Source organism: Streptomyces halobius (assembly GCF_023277745.1).
In the GTDB taxonomy this organism is placed as follows: Bacteria; Actinomycetota; Actinomycetes; order Streptomycetales; family Streptomycetaceae; genus Streptomyces; species Streptomyces halobius.
The window spans coordinates 1,826,151-1,852,337 of record NZ_CP086322.1; the positions used below are offsets into that span (position 1 = coordinate 1,826,151).

General features: G+C 71.9%; 18 protein-coding genes and 1 pseudogene. 7 read left to right on the top strand and 12 right to left on the bottom strand.

The window, feature by feature from the left end; all coding sequences use genetic code 11:
* Position 1 precedes the first annotated feature (1 nt).
* From K9S39_RS08645 to K9S39_RS08660, 4 genes are read left to right on the top strand one after another with little or no spacing between them, the layout of a single operon-like run.
* Positions 2 to 4,726, top strand: a complete 4,725-nt coding sequence (locus K9S39_RS08645; RefSeq protein ID WP_248862738.1) for a type I polyketide synthase — start codon at positions 2 to 4, stop codon at positions 4,724 to 4,726.
* Positions 4,723 to 5,073, top strand: a complete 351-nt coding sequence (locus K9S39_RS08650; RefSeq protein ID WP_319949545.1) for an acyl carrier protein — start codon at positions 4,723 to 4,725, stop codon at positions 5,071 to 5,073. Before K9S39_RS08645 ends, K9S39_RS08650 begins: the two co-directional genes overlap by 4 nt.
* A 3-nt stretch (positions 5,074 to 5,076) precedes the next feature.
* Positions 5,077 to 5,958, top strand: coding sequence for an alpha/beta fold hydrolase (locus tag K9S39_RS08655; RefSeq protein WP_248862739.1), 882 nt, complete (start codon positions 5,077 to 5,079; stop codon positions 5,956 to 5,958).
* On the top strand, positions 5,955 to 7,142 hold the full coding sequence (locus tag K9S39_RS08660) for a glycosyltransferase (RefSeq protein WP_248862740.1): 1,188 nt from the start codon (positions 5,955 to 5,957) through the stop codon (positions 7,140 to 7,142). Before K9S39_RS08655 ends, K9S39_RS08660 begins: the two co-directional genes overlap by 4 nt.
* Positions 7,143 to 7,171: 29 nt before the next feature.
* Here the strand turns inward: K9S39_RS08660 and K9S39_RS08665 are convergent, their stop codons facing one another.
* The 6 genes from K9S39_RS08665 to K9S39_RS08690 form a co-directional block, all read right to left on the bottom strand.
* The gene (locus K9S39_RS08665) at positions 7,172 to 8,134 is read right to left on the bottom strand and encodes an XRE family transcriptional regulator (RefSeq protein WP_248862741.1); all 963 of its coding nucleotides are present in this window, start codon (positions 8,132 to 8,134) and stop codon (positions 7,172 to 7,174) included.
* Positions 8,135 to 8,294: 160 nt separating this feature from the next.
* The gene (locus K9S39_RS08670) at positions 8,295 to 9,491 is read right to left on the bottom strand and encodes a S1 family peptidase (protein ID WP_248862742.1); all 1,197 of its coding nucleotides are present in this window, start codon (positions 9,489 to 9,491) and stop codon (positions 8,295 to 8,297) included.
* A 354-nt stretch (positions 9,492 to 9,845) separates the two neighbouring features.
* Positions 9,846 to 11,402, bottom strand: a complete 1,557-nt coding sequence (locus K9S39_RS08675) for an alkaline phosphatase D family protein (protein WP_248862743.1) — start codon at positions 11,400 to 11,402, stop codon at positions 9,846 to 9,848.
* Positions 11,399 to 11,989: a phosphoesterase gene (locus tag K9S39_RS08680; RefSeq protein WP_248862744.1), complete on the bottom strand. Its 591-nt coding sequence runs from the start codon at positions 11,987 to 11,989 to the stop codon at positions 11,399 to 11,401. Before K9S39_RS08680 ends, K9S39_RS08675 begins: the two co-directional genes overlap by 4 nt.
* Positions 11,990 to 12,565: 576 nt before the next feature.
* A complete protein-coding gene (gene arsB / locus K9S39_RS08685; RefSeq protein WP_248862745.1) occupies positions 12,566 to 13,693 on the bottom strand; it encodes an ACR3 family arsenite efflux transporter in 1,128 nt (375 codons plus the stop codon).
* Entirely contained in the window at positions 13,690 to 14,004 is a 315-nt protein-coding gene (locus K9S39_RS08690) for an ArsR/SmtB family transcription factor (RefSeq protein ID WP_248862746.1), read from the bottom strand. Before K9S39_RS08690 ends, arsB begins: the two co-directional genes overlap by 4 nt.
* 149 nt (positions 14,005 to 14,153) lie before the next feature.
* Between K9S39_RS08690 and K9S39_RS08695 the strand changes: the two genes are divergently transcribed.
* The 3 genes and pseudogenes from K9S39_RS08695 (at position 14,154) to K9S39_RS08705 (ending at position 15,545) form a co-directional block, all read left to right on the top strand.
* A complete protein-coding gene (locus tag K9S39_RS08695; protein WP_248862747.1) occupies positions 14,154 to 14,567 on the top strand; it encodes an arsenate reductase ArsC in 414 nt (137 codons plus the stop codon).
* A 61-nt stretch (positions 14,568 to 14,628) separates the two neighbouring features.
* Positions 14,629 to 15,115 (top strand): annotated as a pseudogene (locus tag K9S39_RS08700) (NAD(P)/FAD-dependent oxidoreductase); the annotation flags it as partial.
* 124 nt (positions 15,116 to 15,239) lie between these two features.
* The gene (locus tag K9S39_RS08705) at positions 15,240 to 15,545 is read left to right on the top strand and encodes a PadR family transcriptional regulator (protein ID WP_248862748.1); all 306 of its coding nucleotides are present in this window, start codon (positions 15,240 to 15,242) and stop codon (positions 15,543 to 15,545) included.
* A gap of 30 nt (positions 15,546 to 15,575) precedes the next feature.
* Here K9S39_RS08705 and K9S39_RS08710 read toward each other — a convergent pair whose 3' ends face one another.
* The 6 genes from K9S39_RS08710 to K9S39_RS08735 all read right to left on the bottom strand — a co-directional run bounded on the left by K9S39_RS08710 (position 15,576) and on the right by K9S39_RS08735 (position 26,162).
* On the bottom strand, positions 15,576 to 16,079 hold the full coding sequence (locus K9S39_RS08710) for a DoxX family protein (protein WP_248862749.1): 504 nt from the start codon (positions 16,077 to 16,079) through the stop codon (positions 15,576 to 15,578).
* Between the two features lie 107 nt (positions 16,080 to 16,186).
* Complete coding sequence (locus tag K9S39_RS08715) at positions 16,187 to 17,464, bottom strand: APC family permease (RefSeq protein ID WP_248862750.1); 1,278 nt, start codon at positions 17,462 to 17,464, stop codon at positions 16,187 to 16,189.
* A gap of 295 nt (positions 17,465 to 17,759) precedes the next feature.
* The gene (locus K9S39_RS08720) at positions 17,760 to 19,031 is read right to left on the bottom strand and encodes a TIGR02679 family protein (RefSeq protein WP_248862751.1); all 1,272 of its coding nucleotides are present in this window, start codon (positions 19,029 to 19,031) and stop codon (positions 17,760 to 17,762) included.
* Positions 19,028 to 23,260: a TIGR02680 family protein gene (locus tag K9S39_RS08725; protein WP_248862752.1), complete on the bottom strand. Its 4,233-nt coding sequence runs from the start codon at positions 23,258 to 23,260 to the stop codon at positions 19,028 to 19,030. The genes K9S39_RS08720 and K9S39_RS08725 overlap by 4 nt, the downstream gene beginning before the upstream one ends.
* Entirely contained in the window at positions 23,257 to 24,612 is a 1,356-nt protein-coding gene (locus tag K9S39_RS08730; protein ID WP_248862753.1) for a TIGR02678 family protein, read from the bottom strand. Before K9S39_RS08730 ends, K9S39_RS08725 begins: the two co-directional genes overlap by 4 nt.
* On the bottom strand, positions 24,609 to 26,162 hold the full coding sequence (locus K9S39_RS08735) for a TIGR02677 family protein (protein WP_406707893.1): 1,554 nt from the start codon (positions 26,160 to 26,162) through the stop codon (positions 24,609 to 24,611). Before K9S39_RS08735 ends, K9S39_RS08730 begins: the two co-directional genes overlap by 4 nt.
* Positions 26,163 to 26,187 lie beyond the last annotated feature (25 nt).

Below are 26,187 nucleotides of genomic sequence, written 5' to 3' on the forward strand. Positions count from 1 at the left end.
CATGACCGGCGAGACGCACGGAAACCGGCCCCAGGTCGCCATTGTCGGCATGGCGGTGCTGTTCCCGGGGGCCGCGGACCTTCCGGCGTACTGGCAGAACCTGGCCGACGGGGTGGACGCGATCGGCGACGTGCCTCCCGGGCGGTGGGACGCCTCCTTCTACGACCCGGGAGCCGCAGACCGCTCGGACCGGGTCTACTGCCGCCGCGGCGGATTCGTCGACGACCTGGCGAAGGTCGAGGTGACGCGGTTCGGGATCATGCCCAACTCGGTGCCGGGCACCGAGCCGGAGCAGCTCATCGCGCTGCAGGTGGCCGCGGACGCCATCGCGGACGCGGGCGGTGAGCGGCGGCTGCCGGCCCGGGACCGGGTCGGGGTGATCCTCGGCCGCGGCGGGTACCTGACGCCCGGACTCGCCCGCGGGACCCAGAGCATACTGACGTCCAATCAACTGGTCCGCACTCTTGGCGAGTTGCTGCCCGAACTCGGCGGCCAACAGCTGGAGCGGGTGCGGAAGGCGTTCACCCGGCAGCTGGGGCCCGACGAGCCGGAGCAGGCGATCGGCCTGGTGCCCAACCTCACCGCCTCCCGGGTGGCCAACCGGCTCGACCTGCGCGGCCCCGCCTACACCGTGGACGCCGCCTGTGCGTCCTCGCTGATCGCGGTCGACCAGGCGGTGGGCGAACTGGCCACGGGACGCTGTGACATGGTGCTCGCCGGCGGTGTGCACCACTGCCACGACATCACGCTGTGGTCGGTGTTCGCCCGACTGCGCGCGCTCTCCCCCAGCCAGCGGATCCGCCCCTTCCACCGGGCCGCGGACGGTCTGCTGATCGGCGAGGGCACCGGCGTCGTGGCCCTCAAGCGGCTCGACGACGCGGTGCGCGACGACGACCGGATCTATGCCGTCATCCGCGGCACCGGCGTGGCCAGCGACGGCCGCAGCGGCAGCCTGGTCAACCCGGACCCCTCGGGCCAGGTCGGCGCCGTGCGGCAGGCATGGCGGGCGGCCGGTCTGGACCCCGCCGCGCCGGGCTCGGTCGGCCTGTTGGAGGCACACGGGACCGCGACCCCCTCGGGTGACGCGGCCGAACTCGCCACCCTGGCCGAGGTGTTCGGCCCGGGTGGCGGTGACCATGACCGGCCGGTGATCGGCTCGGTGAAGTCGATGATCGGCCACACCATGCCGGCCGCGGGCGTGGCGGGGCTCGTCAAGGCGGCGCTGGCGGTGCACCACGCGGTGCTGCCGCCGACACTGCACTGCGACGACCCGCATCCCGCGCTGGAGCGCACCCGCTTCCGTACGACCGCCACCGCACGCGACTGGGAGACCGACGGCGGGCAGCGGGTCCGACGCGCGGGGGTGAACGCCTTCGGCTTCGGCGGTATCAACGCCCATGTGGTGCTCGAATCGGCGCCCGGCGCTCCTGCCGTGCGGCGGCCCCGGCCCGCGGCCGTGGTGCGCGAACCCGAACGGGTGCTGCGGCTGGCCGCCGACAGCCCGCGGCAGCTGGCCGCGCTGCTGGACACGGACGACTCCGGCGTCCTCGCGGCAGCCGCAAACCGGCCCGCTCCGGGCGGCGGGCGCACCCGGCTCGGCATCGTGGACCCGACCGCCAAACGCCTCGCACTCGCCAGAAAGGCAGTGGCCAGGGGCCTGCCCTGGCGGGGCCGCAACGATGTGTGGTTCACGCCCGAGCCGCTGCTCGGCGGAGCCGGCGGCGGACGCCTGGCGTTCGTCTTCCCCGGCCTCGAAGCCGACTTCGCGCCTCAAATCGCCGACGTCGCCCAGCACTTCGGCCTGTCCGCGTTGCTGCCCTCGCTCCGGGACGCGGGCCCGGCGGAGGTGACGGACGTCGGCCGGCACGGCGCCGGGGTGATCGGCGTGGGCCGGGTGCTGGACGCCGCCCTGCGGCGGATGGGGATCGTGCCGGACGCGGTGGCGGGCCACAGCGTCGGGGAGTGGACCGCGATGGCCACCGCCGGGCTGTACGCCGGCCAGGCCGTGGACGAGTTCACCCGGTCCTTCGACCCCGGACAGGTGCGGGTGGCGGGCCTCGCCTTCGCCGCACTGGGCGCCCCGGCCGACCGCGTCCGCGCCGCACTCGACGAACACCCCGGGGTCGTGCTCTCGCACGACAACGCGCCGAACCAGTCGATGGTGTGCGGCCCGCCCGAGCGGGTGGACGCGCTCGTACGGTGGTTCCGCGCGCAGCGCGTCATCGGCCAGGTCCTGCCGTTCCGGTCCGGCTTCCACACCCCCATGCTGGCCCCCTACCTCAACCAGATCCGGTACTACGCGGAGCGGTTCGAGCTGCATCCGCCGACGGTGCCCGTGTGGTCGGCGACCACCGCGTCGGAATACCCGGAGGCCGAGGAGGAGGTACGCGCGCTGTTCCTGCGTCACCTGCTGGAGCCGGTGCGCTTCCGCCCGCTGACCGAGGCGATGTACGAAGCCGGCTTCCGGGTGTTCGTCCAGGCCGGTACGGGCCAGGTCGGGTCGCTGATCGACAGCACTCTGCAGAGCCGCCCGCATCTGGTGGTGGCCGCCAACTCCCCGCATCGCAGTGGCCTCGCGCAACTGCTGCGGGTCGCCACGGCGCTGTGGGCGGACGGCGGTGATCCGGATGCCGAGGCGCTGCGGAGCGGACGCCGGAGCGCTCCGCGGCGCACGCCGATGCCGCTGGACCTCGGCGGGAAGCTGGTCTCCCTGGACCGGGAGACGGTGGCCGGCGTCCGCTCGGCACTGGCCGCCGGGCAGCCGGCGGTGGCGGGCGGCGGCGAACTGGCCGCTCTGCAGCGGCTGTCCGACCGTCACTCCGTCGTGGCAGCCGAACTCCGCGCGCTGGTGCGGGACGCCGCGGGCGCCGCCGAGGCGCTCACCGCGGCGGCTGCCGACAGCGCGCACGCCCCGGCGCGGCCGGCTCCGGCGGCCGCGTCCGTACGACCTGAACCGCCGCAGCAGCCCGCGCGTCCTGCCTCGCCGCAACCCCCCGTACGGCCGGCGCCGCCACAATCCGCCCGGCGCCCGGCGCCCGGCGGCCCCCTGGCGGCCCCGGCCCCGCACGCCCCCGGCGGGCGGGAGGAGCGCACCGTGCTCCGGGTGTCGACGGACGCCATGCCCTACCTGCGCGATCACTGCTTCTTCGTGCAGCGCCCCGACTGGCCCGACGAGGCGGACCGCCGGCCGGTGGTTCCGGCCACCACGGTGGTCCAACACATGATGGAGTTCGCCGAGCGGGCCCGGCCCGGCTCGCGGGCCGTCGCGGTGCACCAGGTGCGGCTGGACCGCTGGGTGACCGCCGCACCCGCCGAGGACATACCCGTCGGCGTCACGCCGCTGGAGGCCGGCCGGGTGGCCGTGACGTTCGGCCCCTACGCACGGGCCCAGGTCGAACTGGCCGCACACCATCCCGGTGACCCGCCCCTCCCCTGGCGGTGGCCCCCCAGCGCCGAACGGCAACCGGAGACCACGGCCGAGCAGCTGTACCGCGACCGCTGGATGTTCCACGGCCCCCTCTTCCAGGGAGTCGCCGAACTCACCGCGATCGGCGAGACCCATGTACGCGGAGTGCTCACCACCCCGCCCGCGCCCGGCGCGCTGCTGGACAACGTGGGGCAACTCCTCGGCTACTGGATCATGACCACGCTGCCCGCGCGCACTCTGGTCTTCCCCGTACGGATGAGGCGCATCCGCTTCTTCGGCCCCCACCCCGCGCCCGGCACCCGCCTGGAGTGCCTCATCAAGATCACCTCGATCACCGACACTGCGGTGGCCGCCGATATGCAACTCGTGCGCGAGGGCAGGGTGTGGGCGCATCTCAGCGGCTGGGAGGACCACCGCTTCGACAACTTCCCGGACACCAGGGACCAGGAGCGCTTCCCCGAGCGCAACGCCCTCTCCCGCGTCCAGGAAGGCGGCTGGTCACTCGTCTTTGACCGCTGCCGGGACCTCGCCTCCCGCGATCTCGTCATGCGCCGGCACCTGGGCAGCGCCGAGCGGGAGGAGTACGCGGTGTGCCCGCCGCGCGGCCGCAAGCAGTGGTTGCTGGGCCGGATCGCGGTCAAGGACGCCGTACGCCAATGGCTGTGGGACCACGGCGAGGGGCCGGTCTTCCCCGCCGAGATACGGGTGGGCAACGATGCGAGCGGCCGGCCCCGGGTCAGCGGTCTGCACGGCCGCGTCCTGCCCGGACTGGACGTCACGCTGGCACACCGGGCGGAAGCCGCGGTCGCGCTGGTACTGCCGAGCGCCCCATATGGGCAACCGGGGCCCGGCATCGACGTGGAGGAGGTCACCGAGCGACCCGAGCGGACCGTCACCGCCGCACTGGGCCCGGCCGAACTGGCCCTCCTCACCGCACGCCGCACCGCGACGGGCGAGCCGGAAGCCCTGTGGTTCACCAGGTTCTGGGCGGCCAAGGAAGCGGTGTCCAAGGCGGAGGGCACCGGCCTGCAGGGGCAGCCCAAGCGCTTCGCGGTGGTCGCCGCGGAGCCTGACGAGCTGCTGGTGGAGGCGGACGGCCGCCGTTACCGGGTGCGCTGCCGGCGGATCGGCAATCCGGCCGAACTGCCCGTCCGGGAGTACGTCGTCGCATGGACGGCGGGGCCGGCCGACGAGGGCACCGACGACAGCAACAGCGACACCCGCAACCGCAGCATCAGCACCAGCACCAGCACCAGCAGCGACAACAACGCAACCGAAGAACGGGAGACGCGACCGTGAACAGCGCACCGGTGAACGGCGGTCAGCCGACCACTCCGGCCACGGCGCACGAGGAGGAGGTGGAGCAGGAGGTATTCGACGAGATCGTCGGCATGCTCCACGCCGTCCTCGGCGACTACGGCCTGGACGAGGCCGGAATCACCATGGACACCCGTTTCCACGAGGATCTGGACCTGGAGAGCATCGACCTGGTGACCCTCGGCGGTCATCTGGAGGCCCGGTACGGGGACGCCGTGAACTTCGCCGAGTACCTCGCCGGCCTCGGCCTCGAACAGATCATCACCCTGACCATAGGCCGGCTCGTCGAGCACGTCGCCGCGTGCCTGCGGGACTCCGGGGAGCACTGAGCAGTGGCAGTGGTCAACGCCAACGGCGTCAATCTGCATGTGAAGCGGATGCCTGCCCGCAACGGCAACGGCACCGTCAGCGGCACCTTCGCCCATGCCGAGGCACCGCCCACCGTGGTGCTCCTCCACGGCATGGTCATCGACAGCCTCGCCAGCCACTACCTCACGCTGGCACCGGCCTTCGCGGCCGCGGGCTTTGACGTGATCATGTACGACATGCGCGGGCACGGCCACAGCGAACGGCCGCCGAGCGGCTACCTGCTGCAGGACTTCGTCGAGGATCTCGACGCGCTGCTCGACCGGCTGGCGGTCGCCGGGCCGGTGCATCTGGTCGGCTACTCCTACGGCGGCACCGTCGCGTTCAGCTACGCGGCCCACCGCCCGGACCGCGTGGCCAGCGTCTCGCTGCTGGAGTCGGAGCCCGCGACCGAGGCCTGGGCCCGCAAGACAGCCGAGAGCCTGCACCGCGGGGTGGTGGAGCTGGCCCGGGAGAGCCTGTATCCGGAACTGGCCGAGAAATACAGCGCACACGTCTCCCGGCGGGTGAAGTCCTTCGCCCGGCTGCTGCACTCCTGCACCCTGGCCGAGGAGATGCCCACCAGCAGGGTCCTGGCGGAGGCCGAGATCCGGTCCGTACGCTGCCCGGTCCTCGCCGTCTACGGCAGCGAATCCGAACTCGCGCCCCAGGAGCCGTGGTTGACGTCGCTCCTGCCCAACTGCCGTACCGCGAAGATCCCGGATCAGGAGCACTGGATCCTCATCGGTGCCACACAGCAGGTGATCGACCTGGTGACGGCGTGGATCCGTGAGCACGCCGCGGTGCCCTCGGCGCGCCCCGCGCCATCGGCGACCCCGGCCCCCTCAGCGAAGGCCGAAGGCTCATGAGCGGATTTCTCTTCGTCGTACCGCCCCTGGTCGGGCACATCAACCCCACGGTCGGCGTCGCGGCCGAGCTGGCCCGGCGGGGGCACGAGGTGGCCTGGGCGGGACGGCCGGACGTCGTGGAGCCGCTGGTGGGCGGGCGGGCGACGGTGTTCCCCTGCGCCTCGCCGCAGTTGGACAGCCCCGACCTGCTGCGCCCGGACTCGCTGCGCGGCCCGGCGGCGCTGAAGTTCCTGTGGGAGCGGTTCTTGGGGCCGCTGGCGCAGGACATGGCCCCCGGTGTCCGGGCCGCGGTCGAGGAGTTCGGGCCCGACGTGCTCATCGCCGACCAGCAGGCGGTCGCCGGGGCGCTGGTGGCCGAGCGGATGGGGGTGCCCTGGGCCACCTCGGCGACCACGTCGGCGGGGTTCACCTCGCTGGCGGGCATGCCGAGGGTGGAAGAGTGGATCGCCGGGCTGCTGCACGGCCTGCGGCAGCGGATCGGCGTGCCGCACGGCACCGCGGATCCCCGCCTGTCCGACGACCTCGTGCTCTTGTTCAGCACCGAGGCCCTCGTAGGCCGGGACGCCCCCCTCGGCGAGCAGGTGCGCTGCGTCGGCCCGTCCCTCTCCGCCCGCCCCACCGGGGACGACTTCCCCTGGAAGCGGCTGGACTCCCGGCGCCCCAAGGTGCTGATCACCCTCGGCACGGCCAACACGGAGGTCGTGCCGCGCTTCCTCGCCGAGTGCGCCGAAGCCGTACGCACCCGGACCGACCACCTGCAGGCAATCATCGTCGACCCCTCGGGCACCCTGCCGGAGAGCGCCGACAGCGTTCTCGTCCGCCGCCGGGTCCCCCAGCTCCCCTTGCTGGAACGGGTCGACGCCGTGGTCTGCCACGCCGGCCACAACACCGTCTGCGAGACGCTCTGGCACGGGCTCCCCCTGGTCGTCGCTCCCCTGCGGGACGATCAGCCCGCCGTCGCCGGTCAGGTCACCCGGGCCGGCGCGGGAGTTCGCGTGCGCTTCAACCGGGCGGGCGCCGCCCATATCAACACGGCACTCGACGCCGTACTCCACGAGCCCGGCTACCGGGCCGCCGCCCAACGGGTGGGACGCTCCTTCCGCGAAGCCGGCGGCGCGGCCGCCGCGGCAACCCACCTCGAACAGCTCGCCGACCGCACGGCAGGCGACACGCCGCCGCGCTGAACCGACCGCCGACGCGTACGGCGACCGCGCTATGAGTCGGCGTGGGGTCGGTCGGGCCATTCCCAGGACATACCGTGTACGCCCGCCGGGCACCTGACCGGCAGCATGTGCGCCGTGTGCAAGGCGTCCAGCGCTATTCGGCTGGTGCAGCGCTTTCCCGCGCCGATGTGTTCGCGGTAATAGCGGTGGCAGGTCAGCGGGAGAGCCGCCGGGTGGAAATAGACATGGAGCAGGTATTCACGCAGGTTCACTCGCATTCTGCGCTCATGGTGCATGGATATCTGCTGGCTTCGGCCGAGCAGGATGCCGTAGTCGATCAACGCGGTCTCATTCCTGGCGAGCTCCCGGCCGAACAGGATCTCCACCACGACGGTGCGCAGCTCCGGGTGGAAGCGCACGGTGCCGAGCCTGCCGCAGCGGGCGAACACGTCGATCGACTCCGCGGCGGCGTCGTCGATGCAGTGCACCGCGGTAAGCCGGCTCGCGCCGTCGCGCGTGGCGCGCACCACCTGGTTCACGGAGTATTCACGTATGCACCGATGCTCGTCGAGGCGCAGGGTCTCTTTGACGACCACCGCGCTGACGTCCTCGTTGAACTGCGCGAACGCCTCGCCCAGCGCCTGCTCTTCGACCGAGTTCGCCCCGAAGACGCTCTGTGAGGCGGTCAGGTCCGGCGGCTCCGCCATGCCCCGGCCGCGGGGGCGGTGCGGGCCGAGCAGCGAACGCAGGGCGCCGTCGGGCAGTTCGAGGATGGTCTCCAGCGCGTCCACGGCACGGAGCGACTGGGCGCGTTCCGGCTGGCTGCGGCCACGCTGCCAGTAGCTGAGGGTGGCCAGGCTGATGCTGATGCCCTGGGCGTCCAGCCGTTCTCGCACCCGCTCCAGGCCGAGGCCGCGCTGCCGCAGAGCCTCGCGGAAGGCGTCCGCGAACGGGGATTCGGCGGTGGGGATGGTGTGGGCTCGGTCGCGGCGGGCGTGGGGAGTCTCGGCCATGACGTCTCCGATGGTTCGCACGGTGCCGCGCATCGCCGCGTCGTGATGACGATGCGATGTCGCGGGACCCTTGCCAAACGACACGGGGGCCGCTCACCGTATCCGGTGAGCGGCCCTTGTGTCCTGTGGGGCGGAGGTGAATCAGGTGAATCAGGGTGAATCAGTTGGTGTTGAGCGTCAGCCCGTAGTGGGACAGAGCGTCGTCAAGCGGCTGGAAATATGAGGAACCGGACGAATTCACCCCGCCAGTGCACTGCTGCTTCTCGGGACCACCCGAGGTCATGCCCTGGGCCTGGTTGCCGGAGATATAGGCGCCGCCGCTGTCACCACCCTCGGTGCAGACCGACGAGCTGCCGAGACCGGTGACGACGGTATCGGGACCGTTCTTGTCGCCGTAGGTGACGGATACGTTGTACGACTCGACCTTGCCGCAGGTCCACTGGGTGGTCCGGCCCGACTTGCACAGGTCAGCACCCGGGGCGGCCCGCTCGCTGCCGTTGACCGAGATCTCACCGGCGCTGCCCCATGTGCTGACCTTGGTCGTTATGGAGTCGTCGGAGTCCAGCTTGGCTATGCCCATGTCCACGCTGTCATTGCCCAGCGCGAAGCGGGTGTTCTCGCCCTTGGCGAAGCGCTCGCCGTTGTACTGCAGGTCGGGCAGGCCCTGGATGCAGTGGCCCGCGGTCACCAGGTACTGCGTGCCACTGGAGTCCTTCGCCCCGTAACCGACCGAGCAGACGCCGGGGCCGCCACCGATCGTCATCTGGCTGCCCGGGTCTATCGCGGCCTGCGTGGACAGGATCTCCTGGCCGCGCACGACGCGAACCGCGTCACCGTGGGCCTCCGCCGCCTTGAGGAAGGCACGGGCCGCCGCACTCCTGTCGCTGTTGACCTCGACCGTGACGGTGTCGGAGGCAAGGTCGACCGACCAGGAGGAGATGCCGGTGGGTACCTGCTTGGCGGCCATGGCGTCGAGCTCGGTCTTGATGCGGTCCAGGGCGGACTGGCCGCGCTCGGGCACCCGCGCGTTCAGACCCGCGTCCTCGATCGTGGCGGCGGTCTTGGCGTCGGGCGCGTTAACCGTCAACGCTCCCTTGCTGTTGAAGAAGGCGCCCTCCGTCTTGGTTCCGTCCTTGTTCAGCCCGGCGAGCGCGCTCTGCTGCTGCGCCTGCCGGTCCAGTCGCTCGACAGCCGCCTTCTCGCTCACGTCAAGCGACTTGGCCAGGGCCTTGACCATCTGCGGCTCGTAGCGCGGGGACTCGGGGGGCGGGGTTCCCGCCTGTGCGCCGGTGGCAACGGAAACCGAAAGCAGGGCGCCGGCAGTGACGGCAAGGAAATACTTGCGAGAATCTTTCACGTGGTTCCTTCCAGTCGCAGAACAAGCGCCACAAGTGGGGGATAGGGAAACACACTGAAAGTCCAAGGGCTTCAACGCATTTCACAGAAACAGGCGCCTGTCTGGCGGCGCGGATTGGGGGTCCGATCGCCGCGGGCCAAACCTTGTCTTAGCCGTCATCTTCGAGACAAGGTTCTTTCCCGGCTGTTTTTTCAACAGAGTTGCGAAAAACTGTGAATTCGTGACCGTCCGCGCAAAAGGGGATGCATGCCGTGACGAACTGCGCCAGTTCTCCGCGCAGTTGGCATGGCATCGCCCACCCGCTCCCTCCTCAGGGGCGGGTGGGCGGAAGAAGCACCCGGGGCGGCGTCGACCTCAGTCCCGCCGGTACTGCGCCGGGGAGCCCTTCGTCGCCGAGTCCTCGTAAGAGCCGGACTTCCCCCGGTCGACGTGGAACGTCGTGAGCGTGGACACCGGCGAGTCCGGATCACGGCGGTCCGCGATCACTCTCATGTATGTGCTCCAGCGCTCCGGCGTGACCTCGTACACGTCGTAGCCGTAGCGGTTGCCCTCGAAGTACTTCAGATGCGGGTTGGCCTTGCCCATCAGGGGGCCGTTGGCCTTGTTCCAGTCGGGGTCGTACGCGCTGGAGGTGACCGAGTGGGCGGTGAATTCGGTGCCGATCACCGGTGTGGAGGTGTCGTCGAAGTCCGGCCGGATGTCGTCCACGAACGCCGAGTGCCAGTCGCCGGTGATGACGACCAGGTCCTCCAGGCCGCTGCTGTGGACATGGCTCAGCACCTCCTTGCGCTCGGCGAGGAAGCCGTCCCACTGGTCGGTGAACATATAGCCGCCGCCCGGCTTGCCGCGCAGCTGGCTGAGCATGATCGAGTTGGCCCAGCAGTGCCAGGCGTCCGGGGCCCGGTCGATGCCCTGTTTGAGCCACGACTTCTGCTCGGCGCCGAGGATGGTCCCGTCGGACAGGTTCTGTGCGGAGCGGTAGGAGCGCAGATCGAGGACGGTCAGCTCCAGCAGGTCGCCCCAGCGGCGGCTGCGGTGGATCACCGGGTCGGGCAGCGCGGCGTCGCCGCCGCCGTCGCGGTGGGGCATGTGCTCGTACCAGGCCTGGTACGCGGCCGCGCGCCGCTGCAGGAAGGGGGCGCCGCCGCCCGTACCGCTGTAGTCGTTCGAGACCTCGTGGTCGTCCCAGGTCAGGAACCAGGGGTGGACGGCGTGGGCTTCGCGCAGCGAGGGGTCGCCCTTGTAGAGGGCGTGCCGTTTGCGGTAGTCGGCGAGCGTGAACGGGTCGGGACCGTTGTGGTCGCGGACGGCATCGCCGCCGGAGGGCCCGCCCTCGTAGGTGTAATCGCCGAGGTGGACGACGAAATCGAGGTTCTCGCGGGCGATGCCCCGGTGGGCCGCGTAGTAACCGGACGGGAAGTGCTGGCAGTTGGCGGAGGCGAAGCGGACCTTGGATACGCTGCCGACCGGGGCGGTCTTCGTACGGCCGGTCCGGCTGGTCTTGCCGAGGGCCTTGAACGCGTACCAGTAGTGGCGGCCGGCGCGCAGTCCACCGACCGGTATGTGCACGCTGTGGCCGAGCGTGGCCGAGGCCGCAACTGTGCCCCGCGCCACGACCCGTGTGAGCGCGCTGTCCTCGGCGACGGTCCACTCGACCTCGACGATCTCGGGCAGCGGCTGCTCGGCGGCGAACGGCTCGGGCGCGAGCCGGGTCCACAGCACGACGCTGCTCGGCTGGGGATCGCCGCTGGCGACGCCGAGGGTGAAGGGCGCGGGGTCGTATGTGGCGCCCAGCGCCTCGGCGGCTTCCCGCGCCTGTGCCGGCGAGAGCCCGGCGCTGAGCGGCCAGGCGAGGTTGAGGGCACCCGCGGCGGCCGCGGCCTTGAGCATGTCACGGCGGTTCAGCTTCACGACGACCGGCCTCCGGCAGCGGTGGTGGGGGTGAGCGTCAGGGAGATCGCGTCGGCGTAGCCGTCGTTGGAGGTGCCGCTTCCGGTGCGGGTGAAGACGAGCAGCAGGCGGGCGCTTCGGGCCCCGGGCGGCACGGCGGCCGTGGCCTTGCGCTCGACCAGCGCGGTACGGCTGCCCCGCTCGGTGGCGGCGACCGGGCCGAGCACGGCGAGTGCGAGCGGCGTGCCCTTGGCGTCGCGGAACTCGACGGACAGCCGGGCCCCGTCCTCCTGAGTGGCGTAACCGCCGAGCCAGGCGGCGAGGGTGAAGCGCACCTTCCCGGCATCGACGGCGGTGCGGCCGCTGGTTCCGTCGGCGGACAGGACGATGTCCTGGATCAGGGCGGTACGGGGCGAATTGCCGCCGGAGAAGAAACGGCTGCCGCGCTGGGCCGGGCCGGGGTCACCGGTGGTGGGGTAACCGCCGCCGAACGCATAGCCGATGAGGGCCGGCGCTCCCTGGGTGATCCGCCACCCGGTGACGGACCCCACCGGCTCGGGTGTCCCTCCCGGTCCGCTCTCGGCGTCTCCGTTGACGACCAGATTCATATGCGCGCCTCCATGTGGGGGGTGACGCGTGCGCGTCACGCGCCCCGCATCCCACCAGGGGCACATGAACTCGCGCAAGACGCCCACTGAACGTTGATCTCACCCGCCGAGCCGCTCCGCGCCAAACCCGGCCCGCACCACCGGTCGCTTCCGGCCGCGCCCTCAGTGGTGACCGCTATGGGGCAGACGCTGGGGCAGCATCCCGCCTGAGCGACGGCCGCGTCAGCGCGGCGCCCGGCGGTCAAGGTATTGGACGAGACCGGTCAGGCCCCGCTGGGTACACCGGAGCCGCCGCCCAAGGGCAGGTAGAGGGACGGCGGATGTTCGGAGGCTCGTCACCATAGCCGCCCATATATCGGCAACCGTCTGTGTTCCTGCCTCCGGAAAGGAACACCAGATGCAGCGTCAACGGGCGAGCCGCAGAATCCTGTTGGGCACGAGCGCGGCAGCGACAGAAGGTGCCGTACTCTCCGCATGCGCAGGCCAAGCTCGCCGCGTCCGTTCCACCGCCCAGCAGAACGCGTTGAAGTACTGGATGAAGCAGTACCAACAGGCGTGCCCCGGAGTGCAGGTCCGCTACTTGTCCACTGGCTCCGGTGCTGAACCGAGCTGCGCGGCCGTGAACTTCTTGCGCCAGGCCAGGGACACATACACCAGCGCGACCAGGACGGGGACCTCGATCAGCGGCCCGACGACTCCGGAGAGGGCCTGGCCGCTGGTCACACCGAAGGTGGCGATGGCGACGGCGATGGCGAGCTCGAAGTTGTTACCGGCGGCCGTGAAGGCCAGGGTCGCGGTCCTGTCGTACGCGAGACCGATGACCTTTCCGAGGGCGAAGGTGCCGAACCACATGATGGCGAAGTAGGCCAGCAGCGGCAGCGCGATCCGGGCGACGTCCAGAGGCTGCGAGGTGATCGTCTTCCCCTGGAGGGCGAAGAGGATGACGATGGTGAACAGCAGGCCGTAGAGGGCGAACGGGCCGATCTTCGGCAGGAAGTGGGACTCGTACGTCTCCCGGCCCAGCTTCTTCTCGCCCAAGCGGCGGGTCAGGAAACCGGCCAGTAGCGGAATGCCCAGGAAGATAACGACGTTGAGGGCGATCTTCCACATCGAGATGTCGAGCTGCTCGCCGTCGCCGAGGCCGAGCCAGCCGGGCAGCAGGTCCAGGTAGAACCAGCCGAGCAGGCCGAAGGCCAGGACCTGGAAGGCCGAGTTCAGAGCGACCAGGACGGCGGCGGCTTCGCGGTCACCGCAGGCCAGGTCGTTCCAGATGATCACCATGGCGATACAGCGGGCCAGGCCGACGATGATCAGGCCGGTGCGGTACTCGGGCAGGTCCGGCAGGAAGATCCACGCCAGCGCGAACATCACCGCCGGGCCGAGCACCCAGTTGATGACCAGCGAGGAGACCATCAGCCTGCGGTCGCCGGTGACGGCGTCGAGCTTGTCGTAGCGGACCTTGGCCAGCACCGGATACATCATGATCAGCAGGCCGACGGCGATCGGCAGGGAGATCCCGCCGATCTCGACCTGGGCGAGGGCGTCGTTCAGGCCGGGGATCAGGCGTCCGAGCCCAAGGCCGAGCCCCATGGCGATCAGGATCCAGACGGCCAGGAAACGGTCCAGCGTCGACAGCTTGGCGACGACCCCGGGCTCGGGCTCCGGGGTCGTCTTCGTGGTCGTGGACGGTTCGGTGCTGGTCACGGACAGGCCCTCTTCTTGTTGGCGGCGTCGGCGGCACGGGCGGCAGCGGCGAGGGCCGAGAAGGAGCCCGCCACGGCCTCGATGACGTCGGGGCGCAGCTTGTAGTACGTGTAGCGGCCGCACGGCTCGGTCTCCACCACGCCGGCCTCACGCAGGACGCGAAGGTGGTTGGAGAGGTTCGTCTGTCTCGCGCCGGTCTCCTCGACCAGGTGGGTGGTGCAGAGGGTCTCGTGGGCGAGCAGGGACACGATCTGGAGCCTGAGGGGGTCCGCGAGAACCCGGATCAGGTCAGTGTCGACTGACGTCATCATGGACTGATACTCTCACATCAGTGGCGGCTGACGCCACCAGGTGCTGATGTCACTCGCACCTGATGCCGTCGCCCGGTTTCGTCGCCTGATTTCGTCATGAGACACCCGATTTCGTCGCCTGATTCCGTCGTGAGACAAGAGAGACCCTGATGTCCGAGAAGCCTTCTGTGCTGTTCGTCTGCGTCCACAACGCCGGCCGGTCCCAGATGGCCGCCGCGTGGCTGTCCCACCTCGCGGGCGACCGCGTCGAGGTCCGCTCCGCCGGCTCGGCCCCCGCCGACACGGTCAATCCCGCGGTTGTCGAGGCGATGCGCGAGGTCGGCATCGACATCGCGGCGCAGACGCCCAAGATCCTGACCGTCGACGCGGTCAAGGCGTCGGATGTCTGCATCACCATGGGGTGCGGCGACGCCTGCCCGGTCTTCCCCGGCAAGCGCTACCTCGACTGGAAGCTCGAAGACCCGGCAGGTCAGGGCGTCGACGCCGTACGCCCCATCCGCGACGAGATCAAGACCCGCATCGAGGCGCTGATCGCCGAGATCGCCCCGGAAGCAGCCAAGTGACCACCGAGATGACCAGCGCCGACGCCGACATCCGCAACGCCATCGTCATCGTCATCGGCTGACCATCGAGGTCGGGAACTTCCCCGGCTTCGCCGAGGGCATCCAGGGCCCGGACCTCATGGACGGCATGCGCGCCCAGGCCGTCATCGTCGCGACCGGCTTCGGATACCGCAGGCTCGGCCCGTCCGACGAGGAAGCGGACGGCGAGCTCGCGGGCCTCGTCCTGCGCGACGCCCTCACCGGCGCCATTCGCGAACTGGTCGCCACCGGCCTGTTCATCGCCATCGGCACGACCCGCGCACCGAACTGTTCAACGGCCGACCGGAGTTGGACGACGAGGGCTGCCTCAAGGTCGAAGCGCCCTCGACGCGCACGAACATCGCCGGCGTCTCCGTCGGCCTCTTCGCCGCCGGTGACGTCGTCGACCACACCTGCCGCAGGCCATCACCGCCGCCGACACCGGATGCGCAGCCGCCCTGGACGCCGAACGCTACCTCGCCGCCCTCTCCGACGGCGAGAACAGCGAGAACACCGCCGAGCCGGAGAAGGTCACAACGGCGGTCCGACCCAACTACGGCAGAAGGCCGCCATGTTCGGCAACGGGCCGCCGGTCCGGTGTGGGCGTAGGGTCGGGAGCCGATATCGGTTTCGTCACTGCCGGAGGTGGACGGAGTGCGGGAGTTCCAGCGGGGTGCGGTGCGACTGCACATCCTGCACCACGCGGCCAAGGACGAGATCCACGGCGCGTGGATGACCGGGGAACTGGCCCGCCACGGCTACCGGATCAGTCCCGGCACGCTGTATCCGACGCTGCACCGGCTGGAGGCCGACGGGCTGCTGACCTCCGAACAGCGTGTCGTCGACGGCCGGGCCCGGCGGGTCTACCGCGCCACGAAGGCCGGGAAGATGGCCCTGGCCCAGGACCGCAAGGCCCTGGCGGAGCTGGCCCGCGAAGTCCTCGGCGACGCCGCGCCGTAGAAGCCCGTGCCGTGGAAGCCGCGCCGGCAGTCAGCGGCGCCCGGCGCCAGCCGCGCCGGCCAGGGCGGTAGCGCGGTACAGCCCGGCGTCCAGGGAGTAGGCCCCAGCGCCGACGATGAGCAGGAAGAGGCTGCCGCACAGCTGGGCGAGGTCGGTGCGGGACTCATGGGCGAAGTCCCACCAGCCGGATTTGCCGTCGAAGAGCGGGGCGTCGCCCCACAGGATGGGCAGCTTGGTGATCAGCAGCGCGCCGAGCATGTTCACCACCATCGGGATGGCGGCGAGCCGGGTGAGCAGCCCCGCCAGGATCAGCAGGCCGCAGCCGATCTCGAAGACCCCGTCGAGCGGCCCGACGAAGCCCGGGGCGGGGACGCCGGCCTTGTCGAACCGGCCCGTGCCCTGTGTGTCCGGGCGGACGAACTTCAAGATCCCCTCGGAGAGGAAGACCACCCCGACGTACAGGCGGACGAGGACCACCGCCGCGGGCGCGCTGGTCGAGGTCAGCCGGGCCTGCCATGTGCTGAGCCGCGTCATACGAGGGTGCCCTTCCGTCCCAGGGACATCGGATGCCGAAATCGTCCCGCGGAGCGGAAGGGCATCGGCGGTTTCGCGTCTTCTCCGACCGGCGCGTCGTGCTCGGCCTACGGCTCCCGGCGGGCGGCGACCGCACGGCGGATGCCGAAGGCGGCGGTGCCGACGGCCAGGACCGCGGCCCCGGAGATCACGGAGGACACCGGCAGGGCGAAGGCGAGCACGAGGCAACCGGCCAGCCCGACGACGGGAACTACCGGAGCCGGACGGCCCTCTTCCGGGGTGAGGGTCCAGGCGGAGGCATTGGCGAGGGCGTAGTAGACCAGCACGCCGAAGGAGGAGAACCCGATGGCCCCGCGCACGTCCGCCGTCGCGGCGACCACCACCACCACGGCGCCGACCACCAGCTCGGCCCGGTGCGGCACCTTGAACTTCGGGTGGACGGCGGCCAGGGCGTGGGGCAGGTGCCGGTCGCGGGCCATGGCCAGGGTCGTGCGGGAGACGCCGAGAATCAGCGCGAGCAGCGAGCCGAGCGCCGCGACGGCCGCACCGACGCGCACGACCGGTACCAGCCAGTCGGCGCCCGCGGCCCGGACGGCGTCCGACAGCGGAGCGGTGGCGTCGGCCAGCTGTTGCGGGCCGAGCACCGTCAGGACGGCGATGGCTACGACGGTGTAGACCACCAGGGTGATGCCCAGCGCAAGCGGGATCGCTCGGGGGATGGTGCGTGCGGGGTCGCGGACCTCCTCGCCGAGGGTGGCGATGCGCGCGTACCCGGCGAAGGCGAAGAACAGCAGGCCCGCCGCCTGGAGCACGCCGCCGAAGGTGGCGTCCGCACCGATGTCCAGCCGGACGGCGTCCGCCTCGCCGGAGGTGAGGGCCGCGACGGCCACTGCGGCGAGCACGGCCAGGACCACGGCGACTACGGCACGGGTGAGGAGTGCGGATTTCTGCACGCCGGCGTAGTTCACCGCTGTCAGCGCCACCACAGAAGCCACCGCCACGGCGTGGGCCTGACCCGGCCATATATAGAAGCCGACGGTGAGGGCCATGGCCGCGCAGGAGGCGGTCTTGCCGACCACGAAGCCCCACCCCGCGAGGTAGCCCCAGAAATCGCCCAGCCGCTCGCGGCCATAAACATAGGTGCCGCCGGAAGCCGGATACCGGGCGGCCAGCCGTGCGGAGGAGGTCGCGTTGCAGTACGCCACCACCGCGGCGAGGGCGAGCCCGAGCAGCAGCCCGGAGCCGGCCGCGTGCGCCGCCGGGGCCAGGGCGGCGAAGATCCCCGCGCCGATCATCGACCCGAGTCCGATCACCACGGCGTCGGACAGCCCGAGCCGCCGCCGCAACTCGTCCGGGGCACCGCCGACGGTCGAAGGATTGCTCATGGGCACACTCCTCGGCGGCCTGGCCGCACCCTTTACGGACTCCGATATCGGCAGACGATATATGCCGGGGCCGGGACCCGTCGCGCCTCAGGTCCTGACCGCCCCTGCCACGTACAGCTGCCACTCGGACCGGGACGGGCGAACTCCGTATCCAGGCTGACGATGGTGCCCGAGCGCAGGCCCGTGTAACCCTTGAGGGCCACGTCGGCGACGAACTCGCCGTCGTGGCCGGGCAGCAGGACGGCCCGCTCGACCGTCAGGGGGAAGCATCACTGCTCCCCATCAGTTGCCGCCTTCAGTTGCCGCCTTTGCCACCCAGCCGAGCGGCATCGGCCAGATCCTCCAGGAGTACGTCGGCGATCAGTTCCTCGACCACGGCGGTGCCGTGCTCGGTCATCGCCATGGTCAGCTCCGGGTCCCAGGGCGCCTCGGTGAGACGGCCGGGCGAAGGGCCGTGTGGCGTGCGGGCGACTGCGGCACGGTAGTCCGCCGCCGTCATGCGCCAAGGCCGCGCGGGCGTCTTGTCCAGGACGTACGCGGCGATGCGGATGCCTTCGCCGTCGAAGTCGCCGTGATAGCTCAGGGCGGCACCGTGGTCCGCGAGCACGCGAAGGAGGCGGATGGCCGCGCTGTTGGGCCAGCCCGACGTACAGACGAGTGGCGGGCAGTCCGGGCCGAAGCGGCGTAGGGCGAGGGCCAGGACGCTGGGGTTCTCCACGATGTGGACGACGGGTGCGGGGCCTGTGGTGAGGGTGAATGTGCCTGGGGCGCGCAGCTGGGCGAGGGTGAGACTGGCCGCCTGTCCGGCCTCGGCGCACACGCATGCCACCCGGGCGAGCAGCCCGTTGCCGAGGGGGCGCAGCCCGGCGGCGAGGACGGTGGCGGACAGCTCGTCGTCGGCGATGCCCGCGCGGTCCCACAAGGCCCGCCGGTCCGCTGCGGACTGTGGCGGGTCGGTGTCGTGGACGGTCGCCAGGGCTCGCAGTACGAGGGAGGACAGGCGGGTGCCGTCATCGAGCGCGTGGGAGTCGCCCTTCAGGACCCGGGCGGCGAAGGCCGGCAGCGGCTCTCCCTGGGCGGGGAGTGCCGCCAGCACCGCGAGTGCGTCGGTGAGCAGGGCGCGGGTGCGCTCCGGAGAGCCGCCGACCAGGCCGGCGGCCCGGCAGGCGGCCGCCCAGTCGGCGAGCGCGGGCTGAGCCCGTACGGTGCCGTGACCGTCCAACCACGCCCAGAGGCCGACCCGTTCGTCCTCCTGGCGGCGCCGCTCGGACGCCCGGTCCACGAGCGGTCCGACCAGTTCGGCGACGACGTCGCGCACCGTGCGGCCGCAGGTCTCGGCCACCGCCTCTTCCAAGCGGGTCAGGAGGACGGAAGGGCGCGCGTCCGGCAGGCGGTCCAGGCCGAGGAGGTCGGCGAGGGCGTGGCGTTGCGGGTCGTCGAGGGATCCGAGGCGCACGCGGGTGACCGGTCGCCCGGAGGAGAGGCGGTCGTGGACGGCCTGCCACAGCGGGCGCAGCTCGGGGCGACGCAGGGCCCGTTCGCCCGGGGGCGTTCCGCTGTGCGTCATGCCGACGGCTCCGCCCTCGTGCCCGAGGGCCCGCCCTGTTCGCTCGCCGTGGTGGCGGGCTGTTCCCGCGGCTCAGGTCCGTCCTGGCCCGCCTCCAGATCGGTCCCGTTCCATACGAAGCGGGCGCTGGTGACCGCGTCGTCGTCCGCGCCCGTGAGGAGCTGGTGGACGGCGATGCCGGGCAACTCCCCGTAGGTGCACCACTCGTGGTCGGAGGTGAGCATGAGGTCCAGGTCGAGCGCCGTGAGCAGGGCGAAGATCTGTCCGCGGTTGACGGTGTCGACGCCGACGAAGACCTCGTCCAGCAGGATCAACCGGGGCGCCTCGGGGACGGCCTCGTAGTGGGCGGAGACGGCGGCGAACAGCGGCAGGTGCAGGGCGATGGCCTTCTCTCCGCCGGACAGCGCGCCGTGCAGCTTCTTGGTCAGCGGCTGCCAGCCCGTCCCGTTCGCGCGGTCGAGCCGGACGGTGAACTGGTGCCAGGCGGTGTAGTCGAGCACTTCGCCGAGCTGCTCCTCCCAACTCGCCGCCGTGTCAGTGGCCTTGGCCTCCTCGATACGGGACCGGAAGAAGGAGTGCAGCGCCTCCCGGTCGGTCTCGGTGACCCTGCCCGGGTCCTTGAGCAGCAGCTCGCGGGCGGTGCGGGTGCCGTCGGGAAGGTCCGGACGGATCTGCCACACCAGCTGGACGGCGATGTGCGAGGCGGTGCGGACGCGCTCCAGGTGGCCGTTCATGCGGTCGACGAGTTCGCCGGCCTGACGGATACGGGCCGCGAGGTGGCGACGGATGTCGCCGGTGAGGATCTGGTCGAACAGGCGGCGCTCCGCGGCGGTGATGTCGTCCCGACTGCGGTCGCGCTCCTGCGTCAGCGTGGTGAGAAGGCCCGTCGCCCCGACGCGTACGCCGTCGAGGGTGGCGGTGAAGAGCTGGATATCCTCGTCGGCCTCCAGGTCCAGGTCGGCGCGGGCACCGAGGTGCTGGCGGGCCTGGTGGACCGCTTCGGACAGGCGGGTGGCGGCGTCGCCCAGGTTGCGTGGGGCGTGCGGGATGCCCGGCCACGTCGCCGCGGTCGAGCGGGCGGCCTCCAGGGTGGCCTTGGCGCCGTCCTCGGCACCGAGCTCCAGTGTGATATCGGCGTCTTCGGCCATGCCGACCAGGCACAGGTGCCGGAAGCGGCGCGCTGCGTCGTCCCGGGCCCCGATGGCCTGCTCTCGCCGCTCGGCGTCCCGTTCACTGGTGGTCCGCAGCTCTCCGATACGCCCCTCCAGCCGGAGCAGGTGCTCGCCTGCGAGCCTGGCTTCCTCCCGGCAGCGGGCCAAGTCGGTCCGTGCCTCGGCGACGCGCGCGACGACGTGCCGGTAGTCCTCGCCGACGGTGGACTCCACCGCCTCCAGGCGCGCCCGCAGCCCCTCGGCCTCGGCCTCGGCAGCTGCCGCTTCCTCGGCCTGTTCGCGGGCGGTCTGCAGTGAGCGGGCCGCCTGAGCGGCCAGCTGCCCGGCACTGTCGGCCGCCGCGGTCGCGTTCAGGCGGGCATCCACCCAGGTGTCGGCGGTGTCCCGGAACGCGTCGACGGCGGTGGACAGTTCGCGCAGCCGTCCGCGGTCGGTGGGCAAGCCGTGTTCCGCCGACTGTCGGCTGAGCGTGCGCAGAGCGGACGCCACGTCGTTCTCTCGTTGCTCCAGGCGCACCGCGGCATCGCGTACGGCGTCGTCCCGGGCGGCCACCCGTTCCTCGGCGCGGTCCCAGTCACGTCGCCGGGCGTCGAGTTCCCGGTGGTCGGGACGGGCCGCCCGGTCGGCGTCCAGGCGGGCGCGGCGGACGGTCAGGGTGCGCAGCTGGTCGTCGAGCGTGGCGAGCGAGGCGTTCATCTCGCCGATCCGGTCGGTCAGTTCGCCGATCCGGCGCTGCCGGGCCCGCTGCCGGGCGAGGGCGCCGATGTGCGCGGGCTCCGGTTTGCTCCAGGTGCCCGTGGCGGATGCGAGGCGCCACGCACCGTCCGCGCCGATGGCTGCCGGGTGTCCGCCGGGCAGGCACGTACCGTACGCGACGCCGGCGAGGAGACGAGTCACGGTCTCGGCCGGGACCGGGATGTCGTCCTCGGGGCACAGCACCTCCAGCACACTCGGGCCCGGGGCGGGCAAGGCCAGGGCTGCGTCAGCGCGGGTGTCGTGGCCGGGCAGTGTGACGCCCTCGTGGGGACTGACCCAGGCGTCCAGCAGACCCGACGCCTCCAGCGCGGCCTCCACCCCTGCCTGTACGGCGGCGGGGACGTCCTCGCGGAAGGCGACCAGCCGCCACAGCGGCGCGCCCACCATGGTCGAGCGGTCCGCGGTGCGGGTGGGCGGGGGCAACGGTGGCAGGTCGGTCTCCTGGCGCAGCCGCTCCACCTCCTCCATCAGGCCGTTCCGCTCGTCCAGCAGGCTCCGGCGGGCGGCCCGGGCGGCGGCCTCCCCCTCGGTGATCTCCCGCTCCGCCGTGCGCGCGGCGGCCTCCACCAGTGCCGTCACCTCGACCTCGGAGGCTGTTCGAGCCGCCAGTTCCTCGGGGTCGGCGAGCCGGAGTTCCGTACATGCCGCGGCCCAGGCGGTCAGCCGCTCCGCCTGTCCGGCGAGGGCGTCGTCCCAGGCAAGGGCCGCTTCGTCACGCCGGGCGGCTGCCTCCGCGAGTCGGATACGTGTCCGTTCCAGCGTCTCCTCGGCGGCGCCGCGGTCCCGTACCGCCCGCTCGTGCGTGTCCATCGCCTCGGCGACGAGCGTGATCTGATGCCGCCGGGCGGTGACCGCGCCGCGCAGCACCAGCCGGGCCTGCCGGGCCCGGTCCTCGCCCGCCGGACCACCGGCCGGTGCGTCCTCGAAGGTGCCGGTGCGCATCGCCCGCGCCGTGCCGCCCGCAGCAGCGCCTAGCATGTCGAGGAGCGACTTCGCCTCGTGGTGGATGGACTCCAGGCCCGCGGCCCGAGCGGACCGACGGGCCTCCTCAGCGGCTTCGTAAGCGTGGTCGTCCAGGGTGCGAGCGCGGCGCGCGACGTCGTCGGCGCGCCGCTGGTCCTCCTCCGCCCGGTCTCGCGCTGTCTGAGCGGTGCCGCGCAGCCGCCGGGCGGCCGCTGCCGCGTCCTCGGTACGGCGGCGGAGCCGGTCCAGTTCCTCACCTTGCTGGTACGCGTCACTCTCCCGCAGACCCTCGATGGTCTCCTCCAGCGCGTGCCCGCGCCGCTCCTGCTCCTGTCGTCGCTCCTGGGCCGACTCCCGCTCCCCCAGGGCCTGTTCATGCTCCTGGGCACTGAGGCGGGCGACCCGGGTGAAGTTGTCCATCTCGGTGGTCGCCGAGATCAGCGCGGCCGAGCCGGCGCGCAGTACCCGCCGTGCGTAACCGCGCTGGCGGAATGCGACGGTCTCGGCCGCCGTCACCTCCTCGTCGAGCTGCTTGAGGTGTTCGCGCTGTCTGTCCAGCCGTTCGAAGCCCTCGGCGAGTTCGGCGATCTCGCCCTCGCCCAGCGGGGGCAGGGCGCGGGACAGCAGGGTGGAGAGCAGGGACGGGTCGAGCCGCTCGGACAGCTTGGGCTGGCGCAGCTGGAGCAGGGCGGTCAGGAGCGACTCATAACGCTGCTCGCCCATGCCCACGAAGAGCTCGCGCCGGACCGCCGTGCGATAGTCGGCTGCCGAGGTGTGCGCCTCGCCGCGGCCGCGCACGGCCTCGGCGAGGGCGGCACGGGTCAACGGCTGCCCCGCCTCGTTGACGAGGGACACACCACCAGGGTGGGCGATCCCGCAGGTGGTGGTGAAGTAGTCGGCGTGCACCCCGCTGGTGTGCACGCTCGCCTGCAGGCGCGCCCCGCAGCCGAACCACCGCTCCGCGCCGTCCTCGCCGACGCGGCGGAACTCCATCCACACGTACCCGACGCGGGTCTTGCCGGAGGCGCCCTCGCCCAGCAGGTTCCAGTGCATGGTGCGCTCCGAACCACCGAACGTGGACAGACGGTTGGGGCGCAGGCTGGCGTCGAAGAGGAAGGGCAGCAGCAGCTCCAGGGCCTTTGACTTGCCCGAGCCGTTCTGGCCACGCAGCAGTAGGCGGCCCTGGTGGAAGGAGAAGGTCTCGTCGTGGTAACGCCAGACGTTGAGGATGCCCGCGCGGTGCGGCTGCCAGCGGATCCGGGCCGCGTAGTCCCCGAGCTCCCCAACCGGCTCGCTGGACTCCTGCGACCGCCGCAGCGGAAGTTCCGTCACGCTCACTGCTTGTCTCCCTCCTCCCGACCGCCGCACGCGGCCGTCGTGCTCGCCGTCTCGCGCGGGCGGGTGCCCTTCCCCTGCCTGTGCCTCTCGTCCGCGCCCGTGCTCGTCGTCTCCGCGACGCGGTAGCGGTACGCGGCCGGGCGTGCGACGACGCGGCCCCCGGCCCGGCGGACCAGCCCGACGTCGCACAGCACCCGCACGGCGTCCTCTGCCAGCCGCGCCGCCCCGTCCTCGGACTGGTACGCCTTCGCCCAGCGGGGAAAGCGGCGCAGGAGATCAGCGCCGGCCTCGGCGAGCTGTTCGGGCAGCATCCCCGCGGGCATGGCGCAGACCGGCTCCAGAAGCAGCAGCGCGGCGACCCGGGCGGTGGACGTGTCGTCGGGGAAGCGGAAGTCGGTGGCGAGCGCGTCCGGATCGACGAGCAGGAATCCCTCGGCTCGTTCCTCCAGGACGAAGCCGGCCTGATCGACCGAGCGGCGCAGGAGCTGGCGGCCTGTCAGGGAAGTGACGTACGTCAGCTCTTCCTCGGTGAGGTCCGCTCGGTAGAGGACGGGGTCGTCGAAGAGGCGGCGCAGCACCGAGTGGCGCAGCCGCAGATTGCGCTGTGCGTCCGAGGCGGCGGGCTCGCTCCGCACCTCCTCCATCGTCCCGTCACCGGCCGCTTCGGGGCTTCCGCCGTAACGCCGTTCCCGCACCAGCCCGGCGAGCAGTTCCGCGAACCGCAGCGGCACCTCGTCCGGCGGCACGGCCAGCCGGGAGGCCCCGACAGGCGCCGCGGACAGCCGCATCAGCAAGGTGGTGTCCACGCGGTAGAGCACCTTGGCCTCCGCCGACTCCACGTACGCCTCCGTCGCACCGTCCACGGCCCGCAGCACACCGTATGACTCCAGCAGCTTCAGCACGTCGACGAACGCCATCCGCTCCGACCGGTGGACCGGGTCGAAGGCGGGCAGCGTCTGATCGGCTGCCGTGGCCTGGACGACGCGGTCGGCGAGCAGGCCGATGGTCGTCATCGGCACCGACAGCAGCTCGGCCGCGGTCACGCACAGCAGCACATAGCGCCGACGGTCGAAGGGGGCCCGGCCGGAACGCGGCCTGCGAGCCGGGCGGGAGGCATCGGCGTCGGCACGAACCTTGGCCAGCCGCGCATACCCGCGGCGGGGCTCCACCACCAGGCTCCAGCCGCAGGTGTAGTCGAACCACTTGGCCAGCGGCTCCCGGCGGCGCCGTACCAGATCGAAGCCGGGCGGGTCGCCGGCCTCGGTGAGCAGTGGTCGGGCAAGCAACAGGCGGATGCCGCGGGCTACCTCTTCCCGTTCGGCGGCGGCCAGCTGGTTGGCCAGCGTGCTCATCCCGCCACCTCCTGCCTCGCGGCGCGTGGCGCCGGGAAAGCCCCCGCTCCGCCCACCGCCGTGATGCAGACGGTGTAGTCCGGCCCGGCCAGCACGCCCTTCGCGGTGCGCAGCACGGCGGTGCGGTCGTCGGGCGGAGGGGACAGGGCGATCTCCACCCGGCCGTCCCCGGTGGTCGCGCGCCGGAGTCCGGTGACATCCGGGCGGGCGGACAAGGCCCGGCCCAGCAGGTCGAGCAGCCGCTCGAAGACCGCGGGGTCCAGCTCGCCGAAGGAGGACAGCCGAACCGGTCCGCCGGTCGCCAAGTCCCGCCAGGCTCGTGCGAGTTCGGCGCGTTCCTGGCGGGCCCGCGCGGCGCGCTCCTCTCTAACCGCCGCGACGTCACGCACCCTGGCCGTGCGGGTGAACCGCTCGATCCTCCCGCTGGTACGCAGCAGTGCGGACACCTCCACGGGCGGGGCCTGGGACCACGGCAGCGAGGACGGGGTCAACTCCGGGTCGGGGTGGCTGAGATGGGCATGCCGCGCGGAGCCCAGGCCGAAGGCCGCCGACCACAGCCGGTGCAGATCGTCCTCACCCGGCGCCGCGGCGAACCAGCGCGCCAGCTCCCGGAAGTCCTGCACGGCACTGGAGGAGCGGCGCCGCGATTCGTTGATCCGCTCCAGGACCTGCAAGAGGGAGACGATGGCCCGCCGGGCGATGTCGTGCAACTGCTCGATCCGAGGCCGTACCCCCTCGTCCGGAAGGAACCACGCCCGCAGACCCGCCCAGCGCGCCCGCCGGCTCTCCAACCACCCGGGCGCGGGATCCTCACCGGCCACCGGTGGCAACTCGGCTCCCCGCAAGGCCCGCTCGCGCAGCACGGCTATCCCCCGCTCCTCCACCCGGGCCGCGGCAGCGGCGACGGCCTGCCCGCGCCGGTCGAGGTTGACCAGAAACTCCTGCAGATACGCGACGGTGGCGGCCTTCACCTCGCGGAACACCTCCAGATCCGCGCCCTCGGCGCGCAGCAGCCGCTGCAGCTCGCCGTTGAACGCCTTGGTGTTCTCCACCAGGGCCTCCAGGTGCCCCTCCAGCTCCCGCAGCGTGCTGAAGATCCGGCGATCGGCCGAGGCGGGCTCGTCGGACAGCAGGCACAGCTCATCGAGACGGTCGGCGATCGCCTCCAGCACGGCGGTCTGCAGCGCCCCCGTCGAGGCGAGGACCTCCAGCGCGTGCCGCACCCCGGCGAGCGCGGCCTCACCCCGGCGGGTCAGGGAGTACTGGAGGTTGCGCCGCTCGTACTCCTCGGCCGTGTGGTAGTTCTCCGCGTGGTTCTGGACGACGTCCAGCAGCTCCCAGCGCACCAGTTGCTTCAGCGACTCGTGCAGGTCCTCGTCCTCGACCGCCGCCAGCCATCCCACCGCGCGCAGCCCCTCGCGTACGCCGTCGAGCCCCAGCGCTGTCTCCAGGCGCTCACTGGCCGCACCGAAGGCGTCCAGCACCGCCCCGTACAGGTCGGCCCCCTCCCGTGTGGTGAACCGGAACATCTCCGGTGGAACCCTGTGCACGCCCCTCGGCCCCTCCGCCATCACC

What these genes read in the sequence shown, in the direction of transcription:
- K9S39_RS08645 (WP_248862738.1), top strand. Translation starts at nt 2, where the DNA reads ATGACCGGCGAGACGCACGGAAACCGGCCCCAGGTCGCCATTGTCGGC.
- K9S39_RS08660 (WP_248862740.1), top strand. Translation starts at nt 5,955, where the DNA reads ATGAGCGGATTTCTCTTCGTCGTACCGCCCCTGGTCGGGCACATCAAC.
- K9S39_RS08665 (WP_248862741.1), bottom strand. Translation starts at nt 8,134, where the DNA reads ATGGCCGAGACTCCCCACGCCCGCCGCGACCGAGCCCACACCATCCCC.
- K9S39_RS08680 (WP_248862744.1), bottom strand. Translation starts at nt 11,989, where the DNA reads ATGAATCTGGTCGTCAACGGAGACGCCGAGAGCGGACCGGGAGGGACA.
- K9S39_RS08690 (WP_248862746.1), bottom strand. Translation starts at nt 14,004, where the DNA reads ATGATGACGTCAGTCGACACTGACCTGATCCGGGTTCTCGCGGACCCC.
- K9S39_RS08695 (WP_248862747.1), top strand. Translation starts at nt 14,154, where the DNA reads ATGTCCGAGAAGCCTTCTGTGCTGTTCGTCTGCGTCCACAACGCCGGC.
- K9S39_RS08710 (WP_248862749.1), bottom strand. Translation starts at nt 16,079, where the DNA reads ATGACGCGGCTCAGCACATGGCAGGCCCGGCTGACCTCGACCAGCGCG.
- K9S39_RS08715 (WP_248862750.1), bottom strand. Translation starts at nt 17,464, where the DNA reads ATGAGCAATCCTTCGACCGTCGGCGGTGCCCCGGACGAGTTGCGGCGG.
- K9S39_RS08720 (WP_248862751.1), bottom strand. Translation starts at nt 19,031, where the DNA reads ATGACGCACAGCGGAACGCCCCCGGGCGAACGGGCCCTGCGTCGCCCC.
- K9S39_RS08730 (WP_248862753.1), bottom strand. Translation starts at nt 24,612, where the DNA reads ATGAGCACGCTGGCCAACCAGCTGGCCGCCGCCGAACGGGAAGAGGTA.